The sequence below is a fragment of the Escherichia sp. E4736 genome, from assembly GCF_005781225.1.
In the GTDB taxonomy this organism is placed as follows: domain Bacteria; phylum Pseudomonadota; class Gammaproteobacteria; order Enterobacterales; family Enterobacteriaceae; genus Escherichia.
Map to the genome: position 1 here is coordinate 142,922 of NZ_VATT01000007.1, position 24,546 is coordinate 167,467.

The following is a 24,546-nucleotide window of genomic DNA, read 5'->3' on the forward strand; positions in this document are numbered from 1 at the left end:
CTATCCTTGGCAAGAATTGAATACAGGAGAGAGTTATGTATCCCGTCGACCTACATATGCATACCGTTGCCAGCACGCATGCATACAGCACATTAAGTGACTACATTGCCCAGGCTAAACAGAAGGGAATCAAGCTTTTTGCAATTACCGATCACGGCCCGGATATGGAAGATGCGCCGCATCACTGGCATTTCATTAATATGCGTATTTGGCCACGAGTGGTTGATGGGGTAGGGATCCTGCGCGGCATTGAAGCCAACATTAAAAATGTTGACGGTGAAATTGACTGTAGCGGCAAAATGTTTGAGTCGCTGGATTTAATCATTGCTGGTTTTCATGAACCGGTTTTTGCACCACATGATGAAGCGACCAATACGCAAGCGATGATCGCGACTATCGCCAGCGGCAATGTGCACATAATAAGCCATCCGGGCAATCCGAAATATTCCATTGATTTCAAAGCAGTTGCGGAAGCAGCCGCGAAACACCAGGTCGCGCTGGAAATCAATAATTCGTCCTTCCTACACTCGCGCAAAGGCAGTGAAGATAACTGCCGTGCAGTTGCCGCTGCGGTGCGCGATGCTGGCGGTTGGGTGGCATTAGGCTCGGATTCTCATACCGCGTTTACTATGGGTGATTTTGAAGAGTGTCGTAAAATTCTTGACGCGGTTGATTTTCCAGAAGAACGCATTTTGAATGTTTCACCGCGCCGTTTACTCAACTTCCTGGAATCCCGCGGTATGGCGCCGATTGCGGAATTTGCTGAACTTTAATTGCTTTTATGGAAATAAATAAATGAACGAGTTTTCTATCCTGTGTCGTGTACTGGGGTCACTTTATTACCGCCAACCGCAGGACCCTTTACTGGTTCCGCTGTTTACCCTGATTCGTGAGGGAAAATTGGCAGCGAGCTGGCCTCTGGAGCAGGATGAGTTGCTGGCACGCTTGCAGAAAAGTTGTGATATGGCGCAAGTATCTGCCGATTACAATGCGCTGTTTATCGGCGATGAATGTGCAGTACCGCCTTACCGCAGTGCCTGGGTTGAGGGCGCGACGGAAGCGGAAGTGCGTGCTTTTCTTTCAGAACGCGGGATGCCGTTAGCAGATACGCCAGCCGATCACATCGGCACGTTACTGCTTGCGGCTTCCTGGCTGGAGGATCAGTCAACGGAAGATGAAAGCGAAGCTCTGGAAACGTTGTTCAGCGAGTATCTGTTGCCGTGGTGTGGCGCATTTCTCGGTAAAATTGAGGCCCATGCAACCACGCCGTTCTGGCGCACTATGGCACCACTGACCCGCGATGCTATCGGCGCAATGTGGGATGAACTTGAGGAAGAAAAAGAAGAATAAGTGTGATCGTGATCACTAATGAATGCAACATCAAACTCTACGTTGCATAAAATGTGTGCTCGATCTCATTCATGGCCGCGTTTTCTGCTATCATTCGCGGCATGAACATACTTCTCTCTATTGCAATCACAACAGGCATTCTCTCCGGTATCTGGGGATGGGTGGCCGTTTCCCTTGGTTTACTCAGCTGGGCGGGTTTCCTTGGCTGCACGGCCTACTTTGCCTGTCCGCAAGGTGGCCTGAAAGGGTTGGCGATCTCCGCTGCGACGCTGCTTAGCGGTGTGGTGTGGGCAATGGTCATTATTTACGGTAGTGCGCTGGCACCCCATCTGGAAATAGTTGGCTATGTCATGACTGGCATTGTCGCTTTCCTGATGTGTATTCAGGCCAAACAGCTATTGCTGTCATTTGTTCCGGGTACATTTATCGGTGCGTGTGCGATGTTTGCCGCGCAGGGAAACTGGAAACTGGTATTGCCATCTCTGGCGCTTGGGCTGGTGTTTGGTTACGCGATGAAAAACAGTGGGCTTTGGTTGGCGGCGCGCAGTGCTAAGACCGCTAACCATGAGCAACAAGTAAAAAATAAAGCGTGAGAGAATCACGCTTTATATTGAATACGTAAAAGCCGGATTAATACTCCGGCTTTTTTATGGATCAGGATTCCGGCGGTACTGACAGATGGCGGTATTTCACCAGAATGTCATTCTGCAGATCTGCTTTATTCTGCAAATCCCACAGACCGCGGTCGATACCATCATTAATCAGGAAGATAACACCGGTTTCAATCGCCGACATCAGGCATAGCATAACGGGTTCGTTTGAGGTATATCCTACTTCCCCTTCCAGTAGCCGCTGGTAGTCGATAAAGCGGAAGACGCCGGCCTGGACTTCATAGGAAAGAATGGTCTTACTGGTGTTCACTGATGACAGGATTTCACCGGTGCTGACATTAACGACACGCAAGTTCACCGCGATTTGGTCAAGTTGGTACTGCGTATCGGCGCCAATACCGAAGTATCTCGCCCCGGCACCGCCCGATTTCACGTTACTTTCATAACCAATAATCGACCCTTCAACCATGATATTGGCTGCCGTCAGCGACTGTAGCGGGATCCGGTTATTGAGCGCAACGGTGCCATTTTCCTGTGCCGCACGAATAATCTTACGTTCGTTCAGTAAGTTTTGTAGGCCCTGACGCTCCAGCGGTACAAACCAACGCGAATCTTTCAATGCGGTGACCAACATAGCGGTCGCGCTTTGCGGAACTGCGGTGGAGAAGTTACTTGCCGGATAGGGTTTAAATTGTCCAGTTTCATCCTGGATGTTGTATACCGAGACAAAGATTTTGCCCGTTGGCGAAGGCAAATGGGTTAAATCTTTGTAGCTTTGAGCTCGAGGCATTAATGTCGGCTTGGCGGCTTCTTTTGGTGGTGCGGTTAAGCATCCACTCAGCAACATGACTGCAACCAAAACAAATAAGCGCTGCATATTATTTTCCTTTCAAAGCTGGGGCTTAAAAATCGGTTGAGTTATTTTGTAATCCCGAAACCTGAATCGTGGACGTTTGACCCGTTTTACGATCGGTTACGTTCAGTTGCAGCTGACCATCCCGGTTGGCAATATCGACGATATATTCGTTAGTCACCATTCGTCCTGGCTGACCTGTATTAATATTTGTCAGCAGCCCACCTAATATTTGTGACTGAATGGCCTGGGTGAAGTTATCTAACGCCGAGGGTGTTTCAATACCAAAGTCATCATTATAGCTAGGGTCTTTATACGAGTTCTGTGCCTGGGCGCTGTTTAGTAAAAAAGCACCATTATTGGGGTTGCCACCAAAATTAGGATTGCGGAACTGGAAGGTCATATTTCCGGCCCAACTTATTGGCGAAATTAGCATGAGTAGAATTACTGCATGTTTGACACGCATTGCAGCCTCCGGACAATTTAATTTAAAATTCATCAGGCGCTAAATCGCCCGTACTCAGTAAAGCCTGACTAATCTGTCGACGGTTCAGTGCTTCTTCAGTTTGTGCCAGTGCAAAGACAACAGTTTTCTCGAAGTCTCTTTTCAATGGGAATAAAAAAGTCTGGAAAATAACGTCCTGATTTACCGTTATGGTGATCCAGCTTCCCCATCGTGCACTGGGCCTTTCATTAATCGTCAAGTTCCCGGTATAGCTACTTTCCCATTTATCACTAAAGGCACGATAAAAATCATGTCCAATGGATGAAACAGTATGGTCAGTTAACAATCCCGGTACTTCTACCTCTACGGCGTGAACATTCCCCGCAGCGAAGAAAATATTCGCTGCTACAATCCAGCATAAATAACGTTTCATGGCTTTATCGCCTGAGGTTATCGTTTGCCCATGAGACTGCTTGAGTCCGGTTTTTGACTGCTATCTTCTTGAAAAGATTATAAAGATGCGTTTTAACCGTATTTTCGCTGATGAACAGCGAACGAGCAATCTCGTTATTGGAGGCGCCGATACGCAGTTTATTAAGGATCTCTTTTTCCCTATGAGTAAGGAGGGCAGATTCCGTGCTGTTATAACGATAGTTACCTGAATGTGTAATCAGATAGCTGGCAAGTTTTTGCGTAAAGTAGCATTCCCCGCGTAAGACGCCTTGCAACCCATTGATGACGCGTTCTTGATCCTCCAGGGCGTAAAAAACACCGTTGATATGAGGCCAGTTTTCAATGTCGCGGTACGGGTAATCGTCTGGAGTATTTAACAACAGTGTTTTGATGTTGTTGTGTTTTCTGCTTAATGTATCTTGCCAGTAATGGATGAGTTTTTTATCTGCTTCCATCATATCCAACAAAATAATGCAGCCAGAAGATATATCGTCCAGAGAACGTTGAATGTTATGTAGTTTTCCTGTGATTGCCAGCGATTGTTTTAAATGCTGCAATAACGCAGTCGCTTGCAAGGAAGGTTTAGTGATTAACAGTAATGTATGACCATGAATACTATGGACTTCATTAAACATGATGAAACCCCGCTCTTTTTATTAATCGCACACCTGACAGCTGCCTTTATTCAATAAAGGCACCAGAAGTACTGACAGATGTTGCACTGCTGTGTGTAGTAATAAATCAACCCTAAATGGGTAAAAAATAAAACTAATGGATTACATCTGATTTCAATCTAGCCATTACAAATCTTAAATCAAGTGTTAAACATGTAACAAAATGTAATCTGGTAATTAAATTTGTTAACATTAAGGGATTGTTAAGTTTGGTAATGATAGAAAAGTTGTACATATGGCTTTTATTGCACAATTTTGAAAAGTCATACAAATACACGTAACTACATGATTATTTTAATAAATGTTATTTATCTCTGGTCCTTTTGTTGCGCTAAAATTGTCTGCATTTTCAGATTCTCTTCATGGACAATTTTTGGCTGCAAAAAAACGATGTTTGTGACGGCTTGTCAGGCAAACATATCGACAGAATCTTCGTGAATCATGAGGAGAGATAGTTTGTCGAATTTTCGCGGTCAAAAAACGACGGTTTAAAAGTAAACAAAATAATTTTTGCGTAAATAACAGCGTATTTACGCGAGTTTTAATACTTTGGCATGAGTAAAAAAAGAAAAATACAACGCGCGGGTGAGTTATTAAAAATATTTCCGCAGACATACTTTCCATCGTAACGCAGCGTTAACAAAAAACGGTTTGCGTTAACAACCAAGTTGAAATGATTTAAATTTCTTAAATGTACGACCAGGTCCAGGGTGACAACATGAAAAACAGATTGTTATTTATGATGTTAACAGTACTGGGTGCGCCTGGGATTGCAGCCGCGGCAGGTTATGATTTAGCTAATTCAGAGTATAACTTTGCGGTAAATGAATTGAGTAAGTCTTCATTTAATCAGGCAGCCATAATTGGTCAAGCTGGTGCTAATAATAGTGCACAGTTACGGCAGGGAGGCTCTAAACTTTTGTCGGTTGTTTCGCAAGATGGTAATAACAACCGGGCAAAGATTGACCAGACAGGAGATTATAACCTTGCGTATATTGATCAGGCGGGCAATGCCAACGATGCCAGTATTTCGCAGGGCGCATATGGTAATACAGCAATGATTATCCAGAAAGGTTCTGGTAATAAAGCAAATATTACGCAGTATGGTACTCAAAAAACGGCAATTGTAGTGCAGAGACAGTCGCAAATGGCTATTCGCGTAACACAGCGTTAATTTCCATTCGACTTTTAAATCAATCCGATGGGGGTTTTACATGAAACTTTTAAAAGTAGCAGCAATTGCAGCAATCGTATTCTCCGGTAGCGCTCTGGCAGGTTCTATTCCTCAGTACGGCGGTGGCGGCGGCAACCACGGTGGTGGCGGTAATAACAGCGGCCCGAATTCTGAACTGAATATTTACCAATACGGTGGCGGTAACTCTGCTGTTGCATTGCAGGCTGATGCCCGCAACTCTGATCTGACTATTACCCAGCACGGCGGCGGTAATGGCGCAGACGTGGGACAAGGTTCTGATGACAGCTCAATTGAACTGACCCAACGTGGCTTTGGTAACAGCGCGACACTGGATCAGTGGAACGGTAAAAACTCTGAAATGACTGTTAAACAGTTCGGTGGCGGCAACGGTGCAGCAGTTGACCAGACTGCATCTAACTCCAGCGTCAACGTAACTCAGGTTGGCTTTGGTAACAACGCGACCGCTCATCAGTACTAATATAGAATTTGTATTACAGAAACAGGGCGCAAGCCCTGTTTTTTTTCGGGAGAATAGTATGAACGCGTTATTACTTCTCGCGGCGCTTTCCAGCCAGATAACCTTTAATACAACCCAGCAAGGTGACATGTACACCATTATTCCTGAGGTTACTCTGACGCAATCATGCTTGTGCCGGGTGCAAATATTATCTCTGCGTGAAGGCAGTTCGGGACAAAGTCAGACGAAGCAAGAAAAGACCCTTTCATTACCCGCTAATCAACCCATTGCCTTGACGAAGTTGAGTTTAAATATTTCCCCGGACGATCGGGTGAAAATAGTTGTTACTGTTTCTGATGGACAGTCACTTCATTTATCACAACAATGGCCGCCCTCTTCAGGAAAGTCTTAATGTATTGATAGTTGAGCATAAAATGAGCCGGAAGAGAATGGTCGGATACGAATCGACCACCTGAAAGCATGGATAACACACCCTCAAGGATGATTAATCATTGAGGAAATAGAAGAGATGTTCAGACCGTTATTAAACTCCCTTATGCTTGGCAGCCTGGTTTTTCCTTTTTTTGCAACAGCGGAAAGCAATGCGCAAGGTGGCGTGATTCATTTTTATGGTCAAATTGTGGAACCGGCGTGTGACGTGAGCTCCCTACAAGCGCCAGTTGAAATGACCTGTATGCAAAATGGTCCTGTACAGAGCAAAACGTATTCCAGCAAAGAGCTAATGAGCGGCAAAGTTAAAAATGCGCAAATTGCCTCAGTAAAAGTGCAGTATCTTGATGAGCAGAAAAAGCTGGCTGTGATGAATATCGAATATAACTAAGTTTCTGAACCACTCACGTCGCCGACAAGAAAAATGCGATTTCTCTAAAAACCCTGCTGTACACTTAAGAAACAAGATGGTGTAAGGAGGCGTTATGAAATCGCGTATTCATGTTGTACAGGGCGATATTACCAAACTGGCCGTTGATGTGATTGTTAATGCGGCAAATCCATCGTTGATGGGGGGAGGCGGCGTCGATGGCGCTATACATCGCGCTGCCGGTCCGGCGCTGCTGGATGCCTGTTTAAAAGTCAGACAACAACAGGGCGATTGCCCTACGGGACACGCAGTAATTACCCTCGCAGGCGATCTCCCCGCCAAAGCTGTTGTACACACTGTTGGACCCGTGTGGCGCGGCGGAGAACAAAATGAAGATCAGCTATTGCAGGATGCCTATCTCAATAGTCTGCGACTGGTGGCGGCGAACAGTTATACATCGGTAGCTTTCCCTGCCATTAGTACTGGTGTTTATGGATACCCACGCGCAGCAGCAGCTGAAATAGCAGTAAAAACCGTTTCGGAATTTATTATCCGTCACGCTTTACCCGAGCAGGTATACTTTGTCTGTTATGATGAAGAAAACGCCCATCTCTACGAAAGACTCCTTACCCAACAAGGAGATGAATGATTTGCCTCGGCTGGCGAGCGCGGTGTTGCACTTGTGTTCGCAACATCCAGGACTGTGCGGCATTTTCCCCCTTGATAAAGGTCTGGATGCGTTTGCCGCACGTTATCGCCTGGCAGAAATGGCGGAACATACGCTGGATGTTCAGTATTACATCTGGCAGGACGATATGTCGGGGCGGTTACTGTTTTCCGCTCTGTTAGCCGCCGCGAAGCGTGGCGTTCGCGTTCGTTTGTTGCTTGATGACAACAATACCCCCGGACTTGATGACATTTTACGCTTGCTTGATAGCCACCCGCGGATTGAAGTTCGACTTTTCAATCCTTTCTCATTTCGCTTATTGCGTCCGCTTGGCTATATCACCGATTTTTCCCGTCTCAATCGACGTATGCACAATAAGAGTTTTACCGTCGATGGCGTGGTGACGCTGGTGGGGGGGAGAAACATCGGCGATGCATATTTTGGTGCAGGAGAAGAACCGCTTTTTTCAGATTTAGATGTGATGGCAATGGGGCCGGTTGTTGAGGACGTCGCTGATGATTTCGCCCGCTACTGGTATTGCAAATCAGTTTCACCCTTGCAGCATGTTCTGGATGTGCCAGAAGGTGAAATGGCTGATCGTATTGAACTACCCGCATCCTGGCATAATGACAGCATCACGCATCGCTATTTGCGTAAACTGGAATCAAGCCCTTTTATGAATCAACTCGTTGAGGGGGCGTTACCGCTTATTTGGGCAAAAACGCGTTTATTAAGTGATGATCCTGCGAAAGGGGAGGGCAAAGCAAAACGCCATTCCCTTCTGCCGCAGCGACTGTTCGATATCATGGGGTCACCCGGTGAGCGGATTGATATTATCTCTTCCTATTTTGTGCCGACGCGTGCAGGTGTAGCGCAACTGTTACGGATGGTAAGAAAAGGGGTAAAGATAGCAATCTTAACCAACTCACTTGCCGCCAATGATGTCGCTGTGGTGCATGCTGGCTACGCACGCTGGCGCAAAAAATTGCTCCGTTATGGCGTGGAACTCTATGAACTAAAGCCGACGCAGGAACAACCCGGTACACTGCACGACCGCGGAATAACCGGGAATTCCGGTGCCAGTCTGCATGCCAAGACCTTCAGTGTCGATGGCAAAACCGTATTTATTGGTTCATTCAATTTCGACCCGCGTTCAACATTACTCAACACTGAAATGGGCCTGGTAATAGAGAGCAAAATGCTGGCGCAACTGATCGATAAACGCTTTATTCAGAGTCAGTATGATGCGGCCTGGCAGCTGCGTCTGGATCGATGGGGGCGGATTAACTGGGTCGATCGTCGCGGGAAGGAAGAAATTATTCTCAAAAAAGAACCCGCAACCAGTTTCTGGAAGCGGGTTTTGGTCAGACTGGCGTCAATATTACCCGTTGAATGGTTATTGTAAGTGTGGCTCAGCGGGCTGGCGCTTTATCATTCTCGCGCTTAGTGGCCGGTTTTCCGGAGAACAAAAACTTCAACAACGGAATGCGTAAATGAATTTCATACAGAATTATCGCAATCCCTATCACAAATATCAGGCCGCAGAGAAAACCAAGCCAATTTGAGGTGATATGCGGGGTGATGTATGCGCCGAAAAACAGCGTTAACGGGTGGTGAACCAGGTAGATAAACAGCGATGCGTTTACAAAATAGGTCACCCGCGCCGACTGAAAATTGAGCAAACGGTGACCAAAGGAGAAAACCACATTCACCATCCACAAGCCGAGTACCATCGTGATCACCGACTCGGTTTCATACATCCAGGCATCGCCGCTACCGTAACGTTGATTGAGCAAATAGGCGACAAATGCCATTGCTGCAGCGAGTGTGCAACCACGAGAAGGTGTGGTAAACAAGGCTTTAAGATTAGGGAAAATAAAAGCTAATGCACCAAGGATAAAAAACGGCATATAAAACAGCGTCTGCATGAAAATAAAATTGAACATGCCATCGCTTAAAATGGGCGGATAAACGATAAAGAGCGTTCTTCTTATTGCCGCATAGCCGATGCCGAGGCATAAGAAGATCACCGATAGTTTAGCCATTGAGAATTTTTTATTTTTGTTATCGGAATTATCTAAATTGTCTTTGATGCGCTTAAATATCCATATGCAAAGTGTCGTCATGACCACCAATACCAGTAAAAACCACAGGTGCGAAATTAATTCCCAGGCCAGTGTATTATATTTGTCATACAATGACAGGCCAGGCCAGCTTTCTGCTTTGCCTTTGACATACTGCAGCATAATGAATTGCGGCAAGGTCAGCAGAGGAATGGCCGTTAACATCGGGATCCCCACGCGTTCGACACGAACTTTCCACCATTTTTTCAATGGGTAGCGCAAAAAAAGCATGTAGGAAAAATAACCAGAAATAACGAAAAATACCTGCATGCGGAACGAGTGGATGAAATCGTTAAAAAGTGTCAGCCACCAGGACGGCTCTGCGCTATTCACATGCCAGGTGTGGCTTGAATAGATTAAAGAAATATGAAAAGGGATCCCTAACAACATCAACCAGGCGCGGATGGAGTCGAGGAAATATTCACGCTGCGCGGGTACTGGATTCATATATGGTTAACTAATCTCGGATTTTTCGTCTTATCCCTGCCGGGGAATGCCTTTAGACTTTTGCCATAACAACATCGACCTGACCGCATCTGGCACAGGCTTCGCGGGTGTTTTTGCGCGGCATAGTCACTACCACTAACCAAAATGGAAGCGTCTGTAAGACTGTTGATAAATAAATTTGCTGGCAAACCCTACACGAACTCGCTGCTTCTGTCTTTAGGAGAAGCACGGAAAGTGAAAACGGCCGCAATCAAGTGCTTAATCCATGAGCCAGCATGCTGAATAACGCCGGGATTCTGTTGTCGTAATGGCTGGTTATCCATTAAAATAGATCGGATCGATATAAGCACACAAAGGGGGAAGTGCTTACTTATTATGAAACATAAACTACAAATGATGAAAATGCGTTGGTTGAGTGCTGCAGTAATGTTAACCCTGTATACCTCTTCAAGCTGGGCGTTCAGCATTGACGATGTTGCAAAGCAAGCTCAATCCTTAGCCGGAAAAGGCTATGAGGCGCCTAAAAGCAACTTGCCCTCCGTTTTCCGCGACATGAAATACGCGGACTATCAGCAGATCCAGTTTAATCATGACAAAGCCTACTGGAACAATCTGAAGACCCCATTCAAGCTCGAGTTCTACCATCAGGGTATGTACTTCGACACGCCGGTCAAAATCAATGAAGTTACTGCAACGGCAGTAAAAAGAATCAAATACAGTCCGGATTATTTTACATTCGGCGATGTTCAGCATGACAAAGACACGGTAAAAGACCTTGGTTTTGCCGGTTTTAAAGTGCTTTACCCGATCAACAGCAAAGATAAAAACGATGAAATCGTCAGCATGCTCGGGGCCAGCTATTTCCGCGTGATTGGTGCAGGTCAGGTTTATGGCCTTTCTGCCCGCGGCCTGGCAATTGATACCGCGTTGCCATCCGGTGAAGAATTTCCGCGCTTTAAAGAGTTTTGGATCGAGCGACCAAAACCGACTGATAAACGTTTAACCATTTATGCATTGCTTGACTCACCGCGAGCGACAGGCGCTTACAAGTTTGTGGTTATGCCAGGACGTGACACGGTTGTTGATGTGCAGTCTAAAATTTATCTGCGCGACAAAGTCGGCAAACTGGGTGTTGCGCCGCTAACCAGTATGTTCCTGTTCGGACCGAACCAGCCGTCTCCGGCGAATAACTATCGTCCGGAATTGCACGACTCAAATGGCTTGTCTATCCATGCCGGTAACGGCGAGTGGATCTGGCGTCCGCTGAATAACCCGAAACATCTGGCAGTTAGCAGCTTCTCTATGGAGAATCCGCAAGGGTTTGGTCTGTTACAGCGTGGCCGCAACTTCTCTCGTTTTGAAGATCTCGACGACCGTTACGATCTGCGTCCAAGCGCCTGGGTAACACCGAAAGGGGAGTGGGGCAAAGGTAGCGTTGAGTTGGTAGAAATCCCGACTAACGATGAAACTAACGATAACATCGTCGCTTACTGGACGCCGGACCAGCTGCCGGAACCGGGTAAAGAGATGAACTTTAAATACACCATCACCTTCAGCCGGGACGAAGACAAATTGCATGCGCCAGATAACGCCTGGGTACAGCAGACGCGTCGTTCAACGGGGGATGTGAAACAATCAAACCTGATTCGTCAACCTGACGGTACTATCGCCTTTGTGGTCGATTTTACTGGTGCAGAAATGAAAAAACTGCCAGCGGATACGCCAGTCACCGCACAAACCAGTATTGGCGATAATGGTGAGATTGTAGAGAGTACAGTGCGTTATAACCCGGTCACCAAAGGCTGGCGTCTGGTAATGCGCGTGAAAGTGAAAGATGCCAAGAAAACCACTGAAATGCGTGCTGCGCTGGTGAATGCCGATCAGACGTTGAGTGAAACCTGGAGCTACCAGTTACCTGCCAATGAATAAAACAACTGAGTACATTGACGCAATGCCCATCTCCGCCAGTGAGAAAGCGGCATTGCCGAAGACCGATATCCGCGCCGTTCATCAGGCGCTGGATGCCGAACACCGCATCTATGCGCGGGAGGATGACTCCCCGCAAGGGTCGGTGAAGGCACGTCTTGAACAAGCCTGGCCGGATTCGCTGGCTGATGGGCAGTTAATTAAGGACGACGAAGGACGCGATCAGCTTCAGGCAATGCCGAAAGCAAAACGCTCCTCTATGTTTCCCGATCCGTGGCGAACTAACCCGGTAGGGCGATTCTGGGATCGTCTGCGCGGCCGCGATGTGACACCGCGCTATCTGGCTCGGTTAACCAAAGAAGAACAGGAAAGCGAGCAAAAGTGGCGTACCGTCGGGACAATCCGTCGTTATATCCTGCTTATCCTGACACTGGCGCAAACCGTTGTCGCTACCTGGTACATGAAGACGATTCTGCCGTACCAGGGGTGGGCGTTTATTAATCCGGTTGATATGGTCGATCAGGATCTGTGGGTTTCCTTTATGCAGCTCCTGCCTTATATGCTGCAAACCGGCATTCTGATCCTCTTTGCTGTTCTTTTCTGCTGGGTGTCTGCCGGTTTCTGGACCGCGTTGATGGGGTTCCTGCAACTGCTCATTGGTCGCGATAAATACAGTATTTCTGCGTCGACCGTTGGCGATGAACCGCTAAACCCGGAGCATCGTACGGCATTGATCATGCCCATCTGTAATGAAGACGTGAATCGCGTCTTTGCAGGCTTGCGCGCAACGTGGGAATCGGTAAAAGCCACCGGCAATGCTAAACACTTTGATGTCTACATTCTGAGTGATAGTTACAACCCGGATATCTGCGTCGCAGAGCAAAAAGCCTGGATGGAGCTTATCGCTGAAGTCGGCGGCGAAGGGCAGATTTTCTATCGCCGCCGCCGCCGTCGTGTAAAGCGTAAAAGCGGTAATATCGATGACTTCTGCCGTCGCTGGGGCAGTCAGTACAGCTACATGGTAGTGCTGGATGCCGATTCAGTGATGACCGGTGATTGCTTGTGCGGCCTGGTGCGCCTGATGGAAGCCAACCCGAACGCCGGGATTATCCAGTCTTCGCCGAAAGCATCTGGTATGGATACGCTGTACGCGCGCTGCCAGCAGTTTGCGACCCGTGTTTATGGGCCATTGTTCACTGCCGGTCTGCACTTCTGGCAACTTGGCGAGTCGCACTATTGGGGGCATAACGCGATTATCCGCGTGAAACCCTTTATCGAGCACTGCGCGCTGGCGCCGTTGCCGGGTGAAGGCTCTTTTGCCGGTTCAATCCTGTCGCACGACTTTGTAGAAGCGGCACTGATGCGCCGTGCAGGTTGGGGAGTATGGATTGCGTACGATCTCCCGGGCTCTTATGAAGAGTTGCCACCAAACTTGCTGGACGAGCTAAAGCGTGACCGTCGCTGGTGTCACGGCAACCTGATGAACTTCCGCCTGTTCCTGGTCAAAGGGATGCACCCGGTACACCGTGCGGTGTTCCTGACGGGGGTAATGTCTTATCTCTCTGCGCCGCTGTGGTTTATGTTCCTCGCGCTCTCGACCGCATTGCAGGTAGTGCATGCGTTGACCGAACCGCAATACTTCCTGCAACCACGGCAGTTGTTTCCGGTGTGGCCGCAATGGCGTCCTGAACTGGCGATTGCACTGTTTGCCTCAACAATGGTGCTGCTGTTCCTGCCAAAATTGTTGAGTATTTTGCTCATCTGGTGCAAAGGGACTAAAGAGTATGGTGGCTTCTGGCGCGTCACCTTGTCGCTGCTACTGGAAGTGCTGTTCTCCGTACTGCTGGCGCCGGTGCGCATGCTGTTTCATACGGTATTCGTGGTTAGTGCATTCCTCGGCTGGGAGGTAGTGTGGAATTCACCGCAACGTGATGATGACTCCACTTCCTGGGGAGAAGCGTTTAAACGTCACGGTTCGCAACTGTTACTGGGTCTTGTGTGGGCGGTTGGCATGGCATGGCTGGATCTGAGATTCCTGTTCTGGCTGGCGCCGATTGTCTTCTCGCTGATCCTGTCACCGTTTGTTTCGGTGATCTCCAGCCGTGCGACCGTGGGGCTGCGTGCTAAACGCTGGAAACTGTTCCTGATCCCGGAAGAGTATTCACCGCCGCAGGTGCTGGTAGATACCGATCGTTTCCTTGAGATGAACCGTCAACGTTCTCTCGACGATGGCTTTATGCACGCGGTATTTAACCCGTCGTTTAACGCCCTGGCAACGGCAATGGCGACCGCTCGTCACCGCGCCAGTAAGGTGCTGGAAATCGCCCGTGACCGCCACGTTGAACAGGCGCTGAACGAGACGCCAGAGAAGCTGAACCGCGATCGTCGTCTGGTGCTTTTGAGCGATCCGGTAACGATGGCACGTTTGCATTTCCGCGTATGGAACTCTCCGGAGAAATATTCTTCATGGGTGAGTTACTATGAAGGGATAAAGCTGAATCCACAGGCATTGCGTAACCCGGATGCGGCTTCGCAATAAAAATGTAGTTGCCTGATGCGCTACGCTTATCAGGCCTACATCGTTCCTGCAATATATTGAGTTTGCAAGATTTTGTAGGTCGGATAAGGCGTTCACGCCGCATCCGGCAAAAACAACGAGCCAATAAAAATACCGGCGTAATGCCGGTATTTTTTTAGGAAAGAGGTATCAAATGCGTTTCATTGTGGTAGGCATCATGGTTACCTTACTGAGTGGCTGTGGCAGCATCATTAGCCGCACTTTACCGGGGCAGGGGCATGGCAACCAATATTATCCCGGGGTGCAATGGGATGTTCGTGACTCCGCATGGCGCTATGTTACGATCCTCGATCTGCCGTTCTCCCTCGTCTTTGATACCTTACTGCTGCCCATTGATATTCAACATGGGCCATATGAGTAATTAGCGCTCATCCCATTCATCGGCGGCAGCGCGTCCTTCTTCAGTATCCAGAGGCGGCTCAAGCTGAAATTCGCCTTCGTCCCATTCATGCAGCGTATTTTCATCCTGCCATTCCTGGCGGATTTCAATTTCATCATAATCGCCGTCAAAGACGCTTTGTGCAGCTTCACCGCTGAACATTGGCAGACATTCACCTTCTTCGCCTTCATCAGCAAAAAACTCAACCTGCCACATAATGTCGCCATCTTGCAGAATATATTTCTGGACATTGAACTGTTGCACATTTGCTTCATCTGCATCGATTCCGGGGTTGTCAGCAAGAAATTCTTCCCGTGCGGCATCAATGGCTTCTTCAAGCGTTGCGTACATAGTCATCACGATTCTCCCTTTGATTTGATGATGTATTCAGGGAAAGAATAGCTGATTATGCGCTTTTGCAAGTATGAAAGGCGAAAAATCAGCCTGTCACTTGGGGCAATCGGCGGCGACGCAAACTGTTCCAGGAATAAACCGCGTTAAACAACACAACTCCTGCGGTGACCAGAAACACTGCGCGGAAACCATAGTTTGCTGAGATAGCCGCGCCCATCAATGGTCCCGTAACGTTGCCAATATCACGAAATGACTGGTTGTAGCTGAAAATTCGTCCGGCGATTTGGTTTGTTGAGTTATAAACCAGTAGCGTTTGTACTGCGGGGAGTAACGCGCCATCGGCGGCTCCGAGTAAAAAGCGTAAAACCCCCAGCTGGAATGGTGTCTGGACGTAAGACATAGGGATTAACAGCAGCACAGAAAAGAGCAGCGCCGTTATCAGGATCTTCTCTGGCCCGATACGATCCCCCAGTTTGCCAAGCCGTGGCGCGCTAAGTAGCGCAGCCACGCCGGGGACCGAGGCAATCATGCCACTGATAAAAGCGACATTACTGACATTCCCCGCCAGTTCGCGGACATAGAGTGTCAGGATTGGCGCGATTGAACCGGTGGCGACCTGGATGATTAATGTTGTGACAAACAGGCTAAGTACCAGCTTCGGGTTTTTAAGCGATGTCACGACATCCCGCATGTGCAGCATCTCTTTTTTGCTGACTGGCTGGAATTTCTCTTTGATACAAAATAGGGTGACGAAAAAGCAGAGTATTAGCACACTGGCGGTAATAAAAAATACCGGACGTAAGCCGTAGTTATCGGCGAGCAGGCCGCCAGCCATGGGGCCGAGCAGCGCGCCGCTAACCCCACCGGTAGAGAGCGTACCCAGCGCCCAGCCGCTTTTATTGCGTGGGACCTGAGTGGCGATTAGTGCGTTGGCATTAGGGACAAATCCACCGAGCAGACCCAGCAATGCTCGCAGGATCAGAAATTGCCAGATATTTTGCACTACCCCCATCAACACCATCACGATACCCATCCCGAGGGCAGAGCGCAGGAGCATAATTTTTCGACCTTTGCGGTCAGCTAATCCTCCCCAGAACGGAGAAGCAATGGCGGAAAATAGAAAGGTAATACTGAAGACAATCCCTGACCACATATTTAGTGCCGAGTGGCCCGTAACGCCAAGTTGCTCAACGTAGAGGGGTAAGAACGGCATTACCAGACTGAAGGCGGCGCCGGTAAGAAAACAGCCAAGCCAGGCAACGAGCAGGTTTCGTTTCCAGTTTATGGGAGTGTCATTTTCACAGGGTGACATAGCAATCCGCTGTTGGTGCGCCAGGGCGCGGTGAACAAGAGAATAAAAGATAAGCACACTAATTATGCGCCTGACTTATAAGTGACGCAATGCAGAGAGCTTTTATCGCTAAATCAGGGGATTTGATGCTGATGTGCCGGATGCGATGCTGCGCATCCGGCATAAAGAAGGTTAGTAACGTGAAGGAACGCCTTCCGGGCGCGTTTTGAAGCGGCGATGCAACCACATGTATTGTTCTGGCGCCATCATGATGCATTTTTCGACCACTTTGTTCATCCACGCGGCGGTGGTTTCAGCGTTATCCAGAGGCGGTGAACACTCTGGCGGCAGCATGATCAACTGATAACCTTTGCCGTCCGGCTTACGACGAGGGACAAATGGCACCAGACATGCGCCGGACATTCGTGCCAACATCCAGGTGCCGCTAGTGGTTGCCGCCTGCTCAACAGCGAACAATGGCACAAAAACGCTCGAGCGCGGACCGTAATCGTGATCCGGCGCATACCAGACGACTTCACCTTTTTTAAGTGCTTTAATCATCCCTTTTAAATCTTTGCGATCGAGCATCGATTTATTCGAACGCAGGCGGCCCCAGGTTTGCAGCCAGTCGATCAATGGATTGTCATTCGGGCGATAAACCCCGATCCCCGGCTCCTGCATTCCAAATTGTCGTGCACCGAGTTCCAGCGTCAGAAAATGGATGCCAACTAACAGGATGCCACGCTTTTGCGCCTGCACGTCACGGACATGCTCCATGCCGATAACTTCCGTCCAGCGGGCAACCCGACTTTCTGGCCAGAACCATGCCATGCCGGTTTCCATCAGTCCCATGCCAACGGATTCAAAATTCTTAATCACCATCTGCTGGCGCTCTTGTTCGCTCATTTCCGGGAAGCACAGTTCCAGGTTGCGATGCACAATTTTGGCGCGTCGTTTCATTAAACGTAACGCCAGTCGCCCCGTCGCAATGCCAAGGCGGTAGATGATTGGGTAGGGTAACTGAACGACTAACCAAAGTACGCCAATACCCAACCAGGTTAACCAATAACGCGGATGAAGCAGTGCGGTGGAGAACTTGGGTAGATTCGTCATATCAATCCTGTCTTTCAACCTATACGGGCAATTGTATGTATTGTCGCATTTTTTCGCCCTCAACCAAAATTTGAGGCTGAAGACTGGGCGAAAATGCCGCGCATGTAAACTATTAATAATTTTTAATGCGCAAATGTAGCGTAAAGTGTGTGGATGTTAATTTGCGATTATTGCTATATCATGCGCCGGATTTTACTTTCCCACCTCGCAGGAACCGTACACCATGCCAGTGTTACACAACCGAATTTCCAACGACGCACTGAAAGCCAAAATGCTGGCCGAGAGTGAACCGCGCACCACCATTTCGTTTTATAAATATTTCCATATTGCCGATCCTAAAGTGACCCGCGATGCTTTATATCAGCTATTTGCTTCGTTGAATGTTTTTGGCCGGGTCTATCTGGCACATGAGGGGATCAACGCGCAAATTAGTGTACCAGCGAGCAACGTCGAGACATTTCGTGCACAGCTTTATGCTTTTGATCCTGCGTTAGATGGTTTACGCCTGAATATCGCGTTGGATGATGATGGGAAATCCTTTTGGGTGCTGCGCATGAAGGTCCGCGAGCGGATTGTCGCCGACGGGATTGACGATCCTCAATTTGATGCCACTAATGTCGGGGAATACCTGCAAGCGGCGGAAGTGAATGCCATGCTTGATGATCCCGATACGCTGTTTATCGACATGCGCAACCACTATGAATATGAAGTCGGCCATTTCGAAAATGCGTTGGAAATTCCGGCTGATACCTTTCGTGAACAACTGCCGAAAGCGGTTGAGATGATGCAGACGCATAAAGATAAAAAAATCGTCATGTACTGCACTGGTGGCATTCGTTGCGAAAAGGCCAGTGCCTGGATGAAGCATAACGGCTTTAATAAAGTCTGGCATATTGAAGGCGGCATTATTGAATACGCCCGTAAGGCGCGTGAACAAGGCTTACCAGTGCGTTTTGTTGGCAAAAATTTCGTTTTTGACGAACGGATGGGCGAGCGCATCTCTGATGAAATTATTGCGCATTGCCATCAGTGCGGCACGCCATGCGACAGCCATACCAACTGTAAAAATGATGGCTGTCACTTGCTGTTTATCCAGTGTCCGACGTGTGCTGAGAAATTCAAGGGGTGTTGTAGTGAGATTTGCTGCGAAGAGAGCGCATTACCGCCAGAAGAACAACGACGCCGTCGAGCCGGGCGAGAAAATGGCAATAAAATCTTCAATAAGTCGCGGGGACGCCTGAATACGACGCTGGGCATACCTGATCCTGCGGAATAAACATCATTGCCGGATGCGCGTCATCCGGCAACATTTCAGCATTATTTCTGCTGTACGCCTTCCACCGAAATAATCAGATCAACTTCCTGAGAGGCCGGACCTAAATCTGACTTGATATTGAAGTCTTTCAGCTTAATTTTACCTTCAGCTTCGAAGCCTGCACGTTTACCACCCCATGGGTCGTCGCCCTGACCAATCAACTTCGCTTCCAGCGTTACTGGTTTAGTTACGCCATTCAGTGTCAGAGCACCTGTGATATCCAGCTCGTCACCGTCTTTTTTTACGCTAGTGGACGTAAAGGTTGCCTGCGGATATTTTGCTGTGTTGAGGAAATCCGCGCTGCGCAGATGTTTATCGCGCTCGGCATGGTTGGTATCTACGCTGGTGGTGTTAATGGTGACATTGACTTTATCGGCAGCCGGATTCTTTTCATCAAACGTAAAAGTACCGTCGAAATCTTTAAAAGTGCCGTAAACCCAGCTGTAGCCCAGATGTTGAATGCGGAAATTGACAAAGGCGTGCTGGCCTTCTTTGTCAATTTTGTAATCGGCAGCGATAGCTGAACCGGCAGAGAACAACAGGGAAGCGAAGGTTAAACCAAGCAGGCTTTTTTTCATTTTTTATACTCCATAGTCAGATGACGACTTTCCCAGAATGCGCTTCAGGGTGTCGTCTTTATCGATGAAATGATGTTTCAGCGCCATAAATCCGTGCATAACTGACAGGACGACGACACTCCAGGCAAACCAGAAATGTAGAGCGCCTGCTAAGTCAGCTTGCGTGCCTGCGTCGGCAAGCGTTGCGGGGATTTCAAACCAACCAAAGATGCTGATGGGTTTGCCATCGGCGGTCGAAATAAGGTAGCCGCTCAAGCCAATAGCAAAGAGCAAAAGATAAAGTGCCAGATGGCCTGCTTTCGCTCCGTAGCGTATACCGGGAGAATAGCTTTTCAGTGGGCCAGGCGGAGGAGAAATTAAACGCCAGAGAACGCGAATAACCAGCCCCATCATTAATAGAATACCGATGCTTTTATGCAACTCTGGCGCCTTATGATACCAACCGTCGTAATAACTTAACGTTACCATCCACAAACCTAAAGCAAACATGCCATAGACAATAATTGCCGTTAGCCAATGCAAAGCGGCAGAAATAACACCATAGCGTTGAGGGGAATTTATGAATTGCATAACTGCATCCAGAACATATTCACGAGGTAATGAAAATGGCCTGTCATGAGATGAATTGCAACTTAAAAACAACAATCCGAATGATATTTATTTTTATTTCAATAATTTTGATTTAATAATGAAAGAATCTTCATAAGTTTAGTGGTTCCAGGCTGAGGGATGTCTGGTGAATGCTGTTGCGACTGGAATAAGCTTATTCAAATTTTCACGCCAAATGAAAGGGAAATTAAATTTTTGTCAGTTTGTGTCAGCGCCTGGCGATTAAAAATAAAACACATAGATCAGATCCATAATCGCCAATACCCCCAGAGAAAAAGATAAAGCATGAGATGCTCGCGAATATTATTGATGAGATAGTTCACCAGGCGACGCATTAAAAGCTCCTGTAAAAACGGCCTCAACTTAGAGGCCGTGATGATGATTATTGGAAGCGGGAAAGCCGGAATGGCGTTAAATCAAAATCGATTTTTTTGTCTTGCGCAAAATCAGCGGCTATTTCCCCTAATACCGAAGCAAATTTAAAGCCATGCCCACTCAGGCCGGTAATCAGTAGCGTATTAGCGTGTCCTGGTAGGGTATCGATAATAAAATCTTCGTCAGGCGAATTATCATAGGTGCAAGCAGCGCCATACAGGCAGCAGCCGATACCTGGCAACACACTACGTAAGAATGGGAAAGCTTCGGAACCGTCACTGTCGATTTCCGCAAACGGAACACGCTCATCCGCTGAATGAATGACCTGACCACCGTTATGTTTCCCAATCTTCAGAGCATCGTTTTCCGCCGGAAAACCGTAGTATTGATCGCCATTGGGCAATTCACCGGTAAAGGCCGGGAATTTATTCTTCACGCTATAGCGGCCATCGGCCTGATACCAGGCGAATACTTTACGTACGGGCTGGATGGGCAGTTCTGGTAGCAGCTCTTTTACCCAGGTACCTGCACAGACGATCGCTTTCTTCGCCTGGTACTCGCCGTCCGCCGTTTCAATAGTTACGCCGTTATCGTCATGACGAATTGCGGTGACCGGACAGTTAAACAGTTGTGCGCAGCCAGCTTCATTCGCCAGTTTGATCCAGGTTTTAATCGCCAGTTCGCTGCGTAAAAAACCGGAATCGGCCTCAAATAGCCCGATATAGTTGTCAGGGACGCGTATTTCCGGCCAGCGGGCCATAATTGTCTGTGCATCCATTTTTTCGACGTTGAGTTGCCATTGTTCCGCGCTGTGGGCGACATTGGCGAGAAACTCGGAGTCGGCAGAGCCGAGGTTGATGACGCCGGAGCGCACAAAAACGGGGTCTTCTTTGTTGTGACGGGAGAGTTCATCCCACAGGGTTTGCGCACGGAGTACTAGCGGGACATACTTTTCGCCTTCGCCATAAGCATGGCGAATTAATCGCGTATCTCCGTGGTGGCTGCCGTGTTGATGTGGCGGCATATGGCTGTCGGTCATCAGCACTTTCAAACCGGCCTGGGTGGCATAATACCCGGCTGCAGCGCCTACGGAACCGCTGCCAATAATGATGAGATCGTATTTCATTTTTTTCTCTCTGCTCTCATGGTTTAAGCAGAGTAAATAAGTAACAAACGATATACAACCCAGAAATGGTAAAGGCACCGTTAAGGTGCCTTTTGGGTGGATGGTCATGTCATGTTAATGACGCCGATACTCATTGACATGGAAATCACCAGATTCAATTTTGGCGATTCCTGCTTCTAATATCGAAATAAATTGTCTGGCAACATCAGTAGTTAACCAGAGTGTCTGACCAACTTCAGTCCCTTCCTGCTCGGACTTATTTGGGGTCTGGTAGTGCAAACGCAACATCAGCGCATCATAGCTATCAACGGTGCTGATGTCCCACCCTACGAGCGGATGAGTCTGAATGACTTCATTGTTTTTTTCCATCATGGCCCCCTAATTCGTGTTACTAGACAACGTTATTCGAGGTTCAATGCGTTTTTATCTGAAGCAACTTCAGTATATCAATAAATATGGGTATTCACCGAAATTTTAAAGGGGTAGTGAGATATTTTTTTGCTTTTAAGATTTATATGAACAATAAAACAGCATGTCGTTCATATTTTTTTAGCATATTGTGCAATTATTTTGAGGGAGTGTAAAATTTGTACAAACAATCTTAAAATATAAAAAAGCCGGGGCGACCCGGCAAAAACAAACATCACTGCATATTATTCGCTAACAAACCAGTCATCGGCGCTTTCCCACGTTTCTTGTAGAATTTCGCTAATGCGCTGTTTATCTTCTTTTGTTGCGCCAATAACCGATAAATTATTTGCCGCAGCATATCGTACCGATACGTGACCTTCATTGTCCGGAAACGCATACTGAATACGACGAGAAAGTTCACCCGCCAGAGCGTCAATGGCCCCAGTGGGTAGTGGAGAAGTTTTCGCTATGGTGACTTCAATTCGCATAATAGCCCCCTGTTGAATATACTGGTTATTTATACAGGCAAAATAAGCTAAAGACAACAGGTGGCTACGTTTTTTATTGCTTAACAGACCAACGTACAGTTTCCCCTGCCAGGAAAGGAACAAGCGTGTCGTCTGTCAGAGCGATGCTTTCAGCAATTTGCTGTTCTTCGCGTATCAGCTCAATAAACGATTCATTGACCGGTAATCCATAGAATTTCGGCCCGTTTAAAGAACAGAATGCTTCAAAATGCTGTAGTGCATTCATCTCTTCAAATACGGTGGCGTAACTACCCAGCGCCGATGGCGCATTAAAGCAACCTGCACAGCCGCAGCTACTCTCTTTACGATGACGGGCATGTGGTGCGGAATCGGTACCCAGAAAAACGCGATCAAAACCACTGGCGACCAGCTCACGCAGCGCCTGTTGGTGAATATTGCGTTTGAGGATCGGCAGACAGTAGAGATGCGGACGCACACCGCCAACCAGCATATGGTTACGGTTAAACATCAGATGCTGGGGAGTAATGGTGGCGGCCAATAGTTCATTTCCGTCACGAACATAGTCAGCAGCATCTTTGGTGGTGATGTGCTCGAAAACGACTTTCAGCGCGGTCAGGCGCTGGCGTAGTGGCTCCATGACCGTCTCAATAAAACGCGCTTCACGGTCAAAAATGTCGATGTCAGCATGGGTCACTTCACCATGCACCAGCAGCGGCATACCGATTTTTTCCATGCGCTCAAGTACTGGCATGATTGCGTCAACCGACGTCACGCCGTGGCTGGAGTTGGTGGTGGCGTTTGCAGGGTAAAGTTTTGCAGCGGTGAATACGCCTTCGTTGAATCCACGCTCCAGCTCATTGGGGTCCAGCGAGTCTGTTAAATAACAGGTCATCAGCGGGGTGAAATCGTGTCCGTCCGGTACGGCGTCAAGGATACGTTGGCGATAAGCCACAGCAGCCTCAACTGTTGTTACAGGCGGTGCCAGATTGGGCATAACGATGGCCCGACCATAGGTTTCGCTGGTATACGGCACGACAGTTTTTAACATGTCGCCATCGCGGAGGTGAAGGTGCCAGTCGTCTGGGCGGCGGATCTTTAATACCTGGGATGGTGCAGTCATTAATTTCTATGCTCCGGCTGAAGGGATGTTTTTGCCGGACACAAAGGATAAGCGGAAACGTTTTCCTTTGCACGAAAAATAAAGGGCGCAAATACGCCCTCGTAATTAATCAGTGAACGGAATGACTATTTCACCTGGTTTCACTTCAATGCCTTTTGCCAGTTTTTTAGCCATTGCTTCGCCTTTGCTGCCATCTTCGCGCAGGATGTAAGCCGGCTGCTGGTTAAAGTAATTGCGTAATGCCTGATTCAAATAGGGAAGTAACGTTTGCATCACGGTTTGCATTTTTTCCGGCTGCACGGTCGCGTCGACCACTTCCATCTCTTTCAGGAAGATGGCGCCTTTCTCTTTATCAAACACAGGCAGCGCTTTCAGCTTCAGTTTCATGGTTGCTTTTTGGCTACCGAACAGAGAGTTCATATCCAGATTGGCGTCCCCGGTTAGGGTAACCTTATTAGGTTCTTCACGACCAATTTGGCTGGTCAGGTTTGTCAGAACTATATGGGCGTCAGCCACGCCGGGCAAACCGATATCTTTTGAGAAATTATTATGTTTCGCAAGCGACTGGTTAATCTCTTGTTCGGTGATGGTGTATTGGGTGAGTTGATTACAGCCAACGAGCAGGCCACTGACGATTAATGCAGCGGCAAATAAAAACTTGTTCATGGTAGTCCTCGACATGAAATCTGCGTCAATATCCTGACACAACGCAGCATGTGTCACCAGCGATAAACTCGCCAGCAGAAAAAACTGAAAACAGCGGCAACCCGCGAATACAGGCTGCCGCG

Annotated in this window: 28 protein-coding genes and 1 pseudogene; 13 read left to right on the forward strand and 16 right to left on the reverse strand. The window is 48.0% G+C overall.

Annotation, left to right across the window (positions count from 1 at the left end; all coding sequences use genetic code 11):
* Positions 1 to 35: 35 nt before the first annotated feature.
* The 3 genes from ycdX (at position 36) to FEK46_RS05295 (ending at position 1,943) form a co-directional block, all read left to right on the forward strand.
* Positions 36 to 773 (forward strand): zinc-binding phosphatase, encoded by a 738-nt coding sequence (gene ycdX, locus FEK46_RS05285; RefSeq protein ID WP_130205456.1) that lies wholly within the window; start codon positions 36 to 38, stop codon positions 771 to 773.
* A gap of 22 nt (positions 774 to 795) precedes the next feature.
* Positions 796 to 1,350 (forward strand): molecular chaperone YcdY, encoded by a 555-nt coding sequence (gene ycdY / locus FEK46_RS05290; protein WP_130205458.1) that lies wholly within the window; start codon positions 796 to 798, stop codon positions 1,348 to 1,350.
* A gap of 101 nt (positions 1,351 to 1,451) precedes the next feature.
* The gene (locus tag FEK46_RS05295) at positions 1,452 to 1,943 is read left to right on the forward strand and encodes a DUF1097 domain-containing protein (protein ID WP_135559662.1); all 492 of its coding nucleotides are present in this window, start codon (positions 1,452 to 1,454) and stop codon (positions 1,941 to 1,943) included.
* A 61-nt stretch (positions 1,944 to 2,004) separates the two neighbouring features.
* Here FEK46_RS05295 and csgG read toward each other — a convergent pair whose 3' ends face one another.
* The 4 genes from csgG to csgD are packed head-to-tail and all read right to left on the reverse strand — an operon-like array spanning position 2,005 to position 4,347.
* Entirely contained in the window at positions 2,005 to 2,838 is an 834-nt protein-coding gene (gene csgG, locus FEK46_RS05300; RefSeq protein WP_130205462.1) for a curli production assembly/transport protein CsgG, read from the reverse strand.
* 25 nt (positions 2,839 to 2,863) lie between these two features.
* Positions 2,864 to 3,280 (reverse strand): curli production assembly/transport protein CsgF, encoded by a 417-nt coding sequence (gene csgF, locus FEK46_RS05305; RefSeq protein ID WP_130205464.1) that lies wholly within the window; start codon positions 3,278 to 3,280, stop codon positions 2,864 to 2,866.
* Between the two features lie 22 nt (positions 3,281 to 3,302).
* Positions 3,303 to 3,692: a curli production assembly/transport protein CsgE gene (gene csgE, locus FEK46_RS05310; RefSeq protein WP_130205465.1), complete on the reverse strand. Its 390-nt coding sequence runs from the start codon at positions 3,690 to 3,692 to the stop codon at positions 3,303 to 3,305.
* 4 nt (positions 3,693 to 3,696) lie between these two features.
* The gene (gene csgD / locus FEK46_RS05315; RefSeq protein ID WP_064528493.1) at positions 3,697 to 4,347 is read right to left on the reverse strand and encodes a biofilm master transcriptional regulator CsgD; all 651 of its coding nucleotides are present in this window, start codon (positions 4,345 to 4,347) and stop codon (positions 3,697 to 3,699) included.
* A gap of 757 nt (positions 4,348 to 5,104) precedes the next feature.
* Here csgD and csgB point away from each other — a divergent pair.
* The 6 genes from csgB (at position 5,105) to clsC (ending at position 8,930) form a co-directional block, all read left to right on the forward strand.
* Positions 5,105 to 5,560, forward strand: a complete 456-nt coding sequence (gene csgB / locus FEK46_RS05320) for a curli minor subunit CsgB (RefSeq protein ID WP_130205467.1) — start codon at positions 5,105 to 5,107, stop codon at positions 5,558 to 5,560.
* 40 nt (positions 5,561 to 5,600) lie between these two features.
* Positions 5,601 to 6,059 (forward strand): curli major subunit CsgA, encoded by a 459-nt coding sequence (gene csgA, locus FEK46_RS05325; protein WP_000771421.1) that lies wholly within the window; start codon positions 5,601 to 5,603, stop codon positions 6,057 to 6,059.
* A gap of 58 nt (positions 6,060 to 6,117) precedes the next feature.
* Positions 6,118 to 6,450: a curli assembly chaperone CsgC gene (csgC, locus tag FEK46_RS05330; protein WP_000992819.1), complete on the forward strand. Its 333-nt coding sequence runs from the start codon at positions 6,118 to 6,120 to the stop codon at positions 6,448 to 6,450.
* Between the two features lie 117 nt (positions 6,451 to 6,567).
* The gene (locus FEK46_RS05335; RefSeq protein WP_130205471.1) at positions 6,568 to 6,879 is read left to right on the forward strand and encodes a type 1 fimbrial protein; all 312 of its coding nucleotides are present in this window, start codon (positions 6,568 to 6,570) and stop codon (positions 6,877 to 6,879) included.
* Between the two features lie 94 nt (positions 6,880 to 6,973).
* Complete coding sequence (gene ymdB / locus FEK46_RS05340; protein ID WP_131162259.1) at positions 6,974 to 7,507, forward strand: O-acetyl-ADP-ribose deacetylase; 534 nt, start codon at positions 6,974 to 6,976, stop codon at positions 7,505 to 7,507.
* Positions 7,449 to 8,930, forward strand: a complete 1,482-nt coding sequence (clsC, locus tag FEK46_RS05345) for a cardiolipin synthase ClsC (RefSeq protein ID WP_135559661.1) — start codon at positions 7,449 to 7,451, stop codon at positions 8,928 to 8,930. Before ymdB ends, clsC begins: the two co-directional genes overlap by 59 nt.
* Positions 8,931 to 8,937: 7 nt before the next feature.
* Here clsC and mdoC read toward each other — a convergent pair whose 3' ends face one another.
* On the reverse strand, positions 8,938 to 10,095 hold the full coding sequence (mdoC, locus tag FEK46_RS05350; RefSeq protein WP_131162257.1) for a glucans biosynthesis protein MdoC: 1,158 nt from the start codon (positions 10,093 to 10,095) through the stop codon (positions 8,938 to 8,940).
* Between the two features lie 393 nt (positions 10,096 to 10,488).
* Here mdoC and mdoG point away from each other — a divergent pair, with 393 nt between their 5' ends.
* The 3 genes from mdoG (at position 10,489) to FEK46_RS05365 (ending at position 14,960) form a co-directional block, all read left to right on the forward strand.
* The gene (gene mdoG / locus FEK46_RS05355; RefSeq protein WP_130258319.1) at positions 10,489 to 12,024 is read left to right on the forward strand and encodes a glucans biosynthesis protein MdoG; all 1,536 of its coding nucleotides are present in this window, start codon (positions 10,489 to 10,491) and stop codon (positions 12,022 to 12,024) included.
* Positions 12,017 to 14,560: a glucans biosynthesis glucosyltransferase MdoH gene (gene mdoH, locus FEK46_RS05360; protein ID WP_130205479.1), complete on the forward strand. Its 2,544-nt coding sequence runs from the start codon at positions 12,017 to 12,019 to the stop codon at positions 14,558 to 14,560. Before mdoG ends, mdoH begins: the two co-directional genes overlap by 8 nt.
* Positions 14,561 to 14,732: 172 nt before the next feature.
* Entirely contained in the window at positions 14,733 to 14,960 is a 228-nt protein-coding gene (locus tag FEK46_RS05365) for a YceK/YidQ family lipoprotein (RefSeq protein ID WP_130205481.1), read from the forward strand.
* Here FEK46_RS05365 and FEK46_RS05370 read toward each other — a convergent pair whose 3' ends face one another.
* The 3 genes from FEK46_RS05370 to lpxL form a co-directional block, all read right to left on the reverse strand.
* Positions 14,961 to 15,335 (reverse strand): MysB family protein, encoded by a 375-nt coding sequence (locus tag FEK46_RS05370; RefSeq protein WP_130205483.1) that lies wholly within the window; start codon positions 15,333 to 15,335, stop codon positions 14,961 to 14,963.
* 82 nt (positions 15,336 to 15,417) lie between these two features.
* Positions 15,418 to 16,644, reverse strand: a complete 1,227-nt coding sequence (gene mdtG, locus FEK46_RS05375; RefSeq protein ID WP_130215860.1) for a multidrug efflux MFS transporter MdtG — start codon at positions 16,642 to 16,644, stop codon at positions 15,418 to 15,420.
* A gap of 171 nt (positions 16,645 to 16,815) precedes the next feature.
* Positions 16,816 to 17,736, reverse strand: coding sequence for a kdo(2)-lipid IV(A) lauroyltransferase (gene lpxL, locus FEK46_RS05380; protein WP_130205487.1), 921 nt, complete (start codon positions 17,734 to 17,736; stop codon positions 16,816 to 16,818).
* Between the two features lie 223 nt (positions 17,737 to 17,959).
* Between lpxL and FEK46_RS05385 the strand changes: the two genes are divergently transcribed.
* A complete protein-coding gene (locus tag FEK46_RS05385; protein WP_130205489.1) occupies positions 17,960 to 19,012 on the forward strand; it encodes a rhodanese-related sulfurtransferase in 1,053 nt (350 codons plus the stop codon).
* Positions 19,013 to 19,053: 41 nt separating this feature from the next.
* Here FEK46_RS05385 and FEK46_RS05390 read toward each other — a convergent pair whose 3' ends face one another.
* From FEK46_RS05390 to FEK46_RS05425, 8 genes and pseudogenes are all read right to left on the reverse strand, one after another.
* Positions 19,054 to 19,629 carry a YceI family protein gene (locus FEK46_RS05390; RefSeq protein ID WP_135559660.1) on the reverse strand — a complete coding sequence of 192 codons (576 nt, stop codon included), beginning with the start codon at positions 19,627 to 19,629 and terminating at the stop codon, positions 19,054 to 19,056.
* 3 nt (positions 19,630 to 19,632) lie between these two features.
* On the reverse strand, positions 19,633 to 20,199 hold the full coding sequence (locus FEK46_RS05395) for a cytochrome b (RefSeq protein WP_130205491.1): 567 nt from the start codon (positions 20,197 to 20,199) through the stop codon (positions 19,633 to 19,635).
* Between the two features lie 261 nt (positions 20,200 to 20,460).
* Positions 20,461 to 20,573: pseudogene (locus FEK46_RS05400) on the reverse strand (YceO family protein).
* A 47-nt stretch (positions 20,574 to 20,620) separates the two neighbouring features.
* Positions 20,621 to 21,739 (reverse strand): N-methyl-L-tryptophan oxidase, encoded by a 1,119-nt coding sequence (solA, locus tag FEK46_RS05405; RefSeq protein ID WP_135559659.1) that lies wholly within the window; start codon positions 21,737 to 21,739, stop codon positions 20,621 to 20,623.
* Between the two features lie 114 nt (positions 21,740 to 21,853).
* Positions 21,854 to 22,108 (reverse strand): biofilm formation regulator BssS, encoded by a 255-nt coding sequence (bssS, locus tag FEK46_RS05410; protein WP_000414435.1) that lies wholly within the window; start codon positions 22,106 to 22,108, stop codon positions 21,854 to 21,856.
* 284 nt (positions 22,109 to 22,392) lie between these two features.
* Positions 22,393 to 22,638 (reverse strand): DNA damage-inducible protein I, encoded by a 246-nt coding sequence (gene dinI, locus FEK46_RS05415; RefSeq protein WP_001217771.1) that lies wholly within the window; start codon positions 22,636 to 22,638, stop codon positions 22,393 to 22,395.
* A 73-nt stretch (positions 22,639 to 22,711) separates the two neighbouring features.
* Positions 22,712 to 23,758 carry a dihydroorotase gene (pyrC, locus tag FEK46_RS05420; protein WP_135486305.1) on the reverse strand — a complete coding sequence of 349 codons (1,047 nt, stop codon included), beginning with the start codon at positions 23,756 to 23,758 and terminating at the stop codon, positions 22,712 to 22,714.
* A gap of 105 nt (positions 23,759 to 23,863) precedes the next feature.
* Positions 23,864 to 24,424: a lipoprotein gene (locus FEK46_RS05425; RefSeq protein WP_064528527.1), complete on the reverse strand. Its 561-nt coding sequence runs from the start codon at positions 24,422 to 24,424 to the stop codon at positions 23,864 to 23,866.
* Positions 24,425 to 24,546: the final 122 nt, after the last annotated feature.

Excerpts from the sequence above, each read along its gene's own strand:
- csgF (WP_130205464.1), bottom strand. The coding sequence starts at position 3,280 with ATGCGTGTCAAACATGCAGTAATTCTACTCATGCTAATTTCGCCAATA.
- mdoC (WP_131162257.1), bottom strand. The coding sequence starts at position 10,095 with ATGAATCCAGTACCCGCGCAGCGTGAATATTTCCTCGACTCCATCCGC.
- csgB (WP_130205467.1), top strand. The coding sequence starts at position 5,105 with ATGAAAAACAGATTGTTATTTATGATGTTAACAGTACTGGGTGCGCCT.
- mdoG (WP_130258319.1), top strand. The coding sequence starts at position 10,489 with ATGATGAAAATGCGTTGGTTGAGTGCTGCAGTAATGTTAACCCTGTAT.
- FEK46_RS05335 (WP_130205471.1), top strand. The coding sequence starts at position 6,568 with ATGTTCAGACCGTTATTAAACTCCCTTATGCTTGGCAGCCTGGTTTTT.
- mdoH (WP_130205479.1), top strand. The coding sequence starts at position 12,017 with ATGAATAAAACAACTGAGTACATTGACGCAATGCCCATCTCCGCCAGT.
- FEK46_RS05395 (WP_130205491.1), bottom strand. The coding sequence starts at position 20,199 with ATGCAATTCATAAATTCCCCTCAACGCTATGGTGTTATTTCTGCCGCT.
- solA (WP_135559659.1), bottom strand. The coding sequence starts at position 21,739 with ATGAAATACGATCTCATCATTATTGGCAGCGGTTCCGTAGGCGCTGCA.
- csgG (WP_130205462.1), bottom strand. The coding sequence starts at position 2,838 with ATGCAGCGCTTATTTGTTTTGGTTGCAGTCATGTTGCTGAGTGGATGC.
- clsC (WP_135559661.1), top strand. The coding sequence starts at position 7,449 with ATGATGAAGAAAACGCCCATCTCTACGAAAGACTCCTTACCCAACAAG.
- csgD (WP_064528493.1), bottom strand. The coding sequence starts at position 4,347 with ATGTTTAATGAAGTCCATAGTATTCATGGTCATACATTACTGTTAATC.
- pyrC (WP_135486305.1), bottom strand. The coding sequence starts at position 23,758 with ATGACTGCACCATCCCAGGTATTAAAGATCCGCCGCCCAGACGACTGG.
- bssS (WP_000414435.1), bottom strand. The coding sequence starts at position 22,108 with ATGGAAAAAAACAATGAAGTCATTCAGACTCATCCGCTCGTAGGGTGG.
- lpxL (WP_130205487.1), bottom strand. The coding sequence starts at position 17,736 with ATGACGAATCTACCCAAGTTCTCCACCGCACTGCTTCATCCGCGTTAT.
- mdtG (WP_130215860.1), bottom strand. The coding sequence starts at position 16,644 with ATGTCACCCTGTGAAAATGACACTCCCATAAACTGGAAACGAAACCTG.
- FEK46_RS05385 (WP_130205489.1), top strand. The coding sequence starts at position 17,960 with ATGCCAGTGTTACACAACCGAATTTCCAACGACGCACTGAAAGCCAAA.
- ycdX (WP_130205456.1), top strand. The coding sequence starts at position 36 with ATGTATCCCGTCGACCTACATATGCATACCGTTGCCAGCACGCATGCA.
- FEK46_RS05390 (WP_135559660.1), bottom strand. The coding sequence starts at position 19,629 with ATGAAAAAAAGCCTGCTTGGTTTAACCTTCGCTTCCCTGTTGTTCTCT.
- dinI (WP_001217771.1), bottom strand. The coding sequence starts at position 22,638 with ATGCGAATTGAAGTCACCATAGCGAAAACTTCTCCACTACCCACTGGG.
- FEK46_RS05425 (WP_064528527.1), bottom strand. The coding sequence starts at position 24,424 with ATGAACAAGTTTTTATTTGCCGCTGCATTAATCGTCAGTGGCCTGCTC.
- csgC (WP_000992819.1), top strand. The coding sequence starts at position 6,118 with ATGAACGCGTTATTACTTCTCGCGGCGCTTTCCAGCCAGATAACCTTT.
- FEK46_RS05295 (WP_135559662.1), top strand. The coding sequence starts at position 1,452 with ATGAACATACTTCTCTCTATTGCAATCACAACAGGCATTCTCTCCGGT.
- csgE (WP_130205465.1), bottom strand. The coding sequence starts at position 3,692 with ATGAAACGTTATTTATGCTGGATTGTAGCAGCGAATATTTTCTTCGCT.
- FEK46_RS05365 (WP_130205481.1), top strand. The coding sequence starts at position 14,733 with ATGCGTTTCATTGTGGTAGGCATCATGGTTACCTTACTGAGTGGCTGT.
- FEK46_RS05370 (WP_130205483.1), bottom strand. The coding sequence starts at position 15,335 with ATGACTATGTACGCAACGCTTGAAGAAGCCATTGATGCCGCACGGGAA.
- ycdY (WP_130205458.1), top strand. The coding sequence starts at position 796 with ATGAACGAGTTTTCTATCCTGTGTCGTGTACTGGGGTCACTTTATTAC.
- ymdB (WP_131162259.1), top strand. The coding sequence starts at position 6,974 with ATGAAATCGCGTATTCATGTTGTACAGGGCGATATTACCAAACTGGCC.
- csgA (WP_000771421.1), top strand. The coding sequence starts at position 5,601 with ATGAAACTTTTAAAAGTAGCAGCAATTGCAGCAATCGTATTCTCCGGT.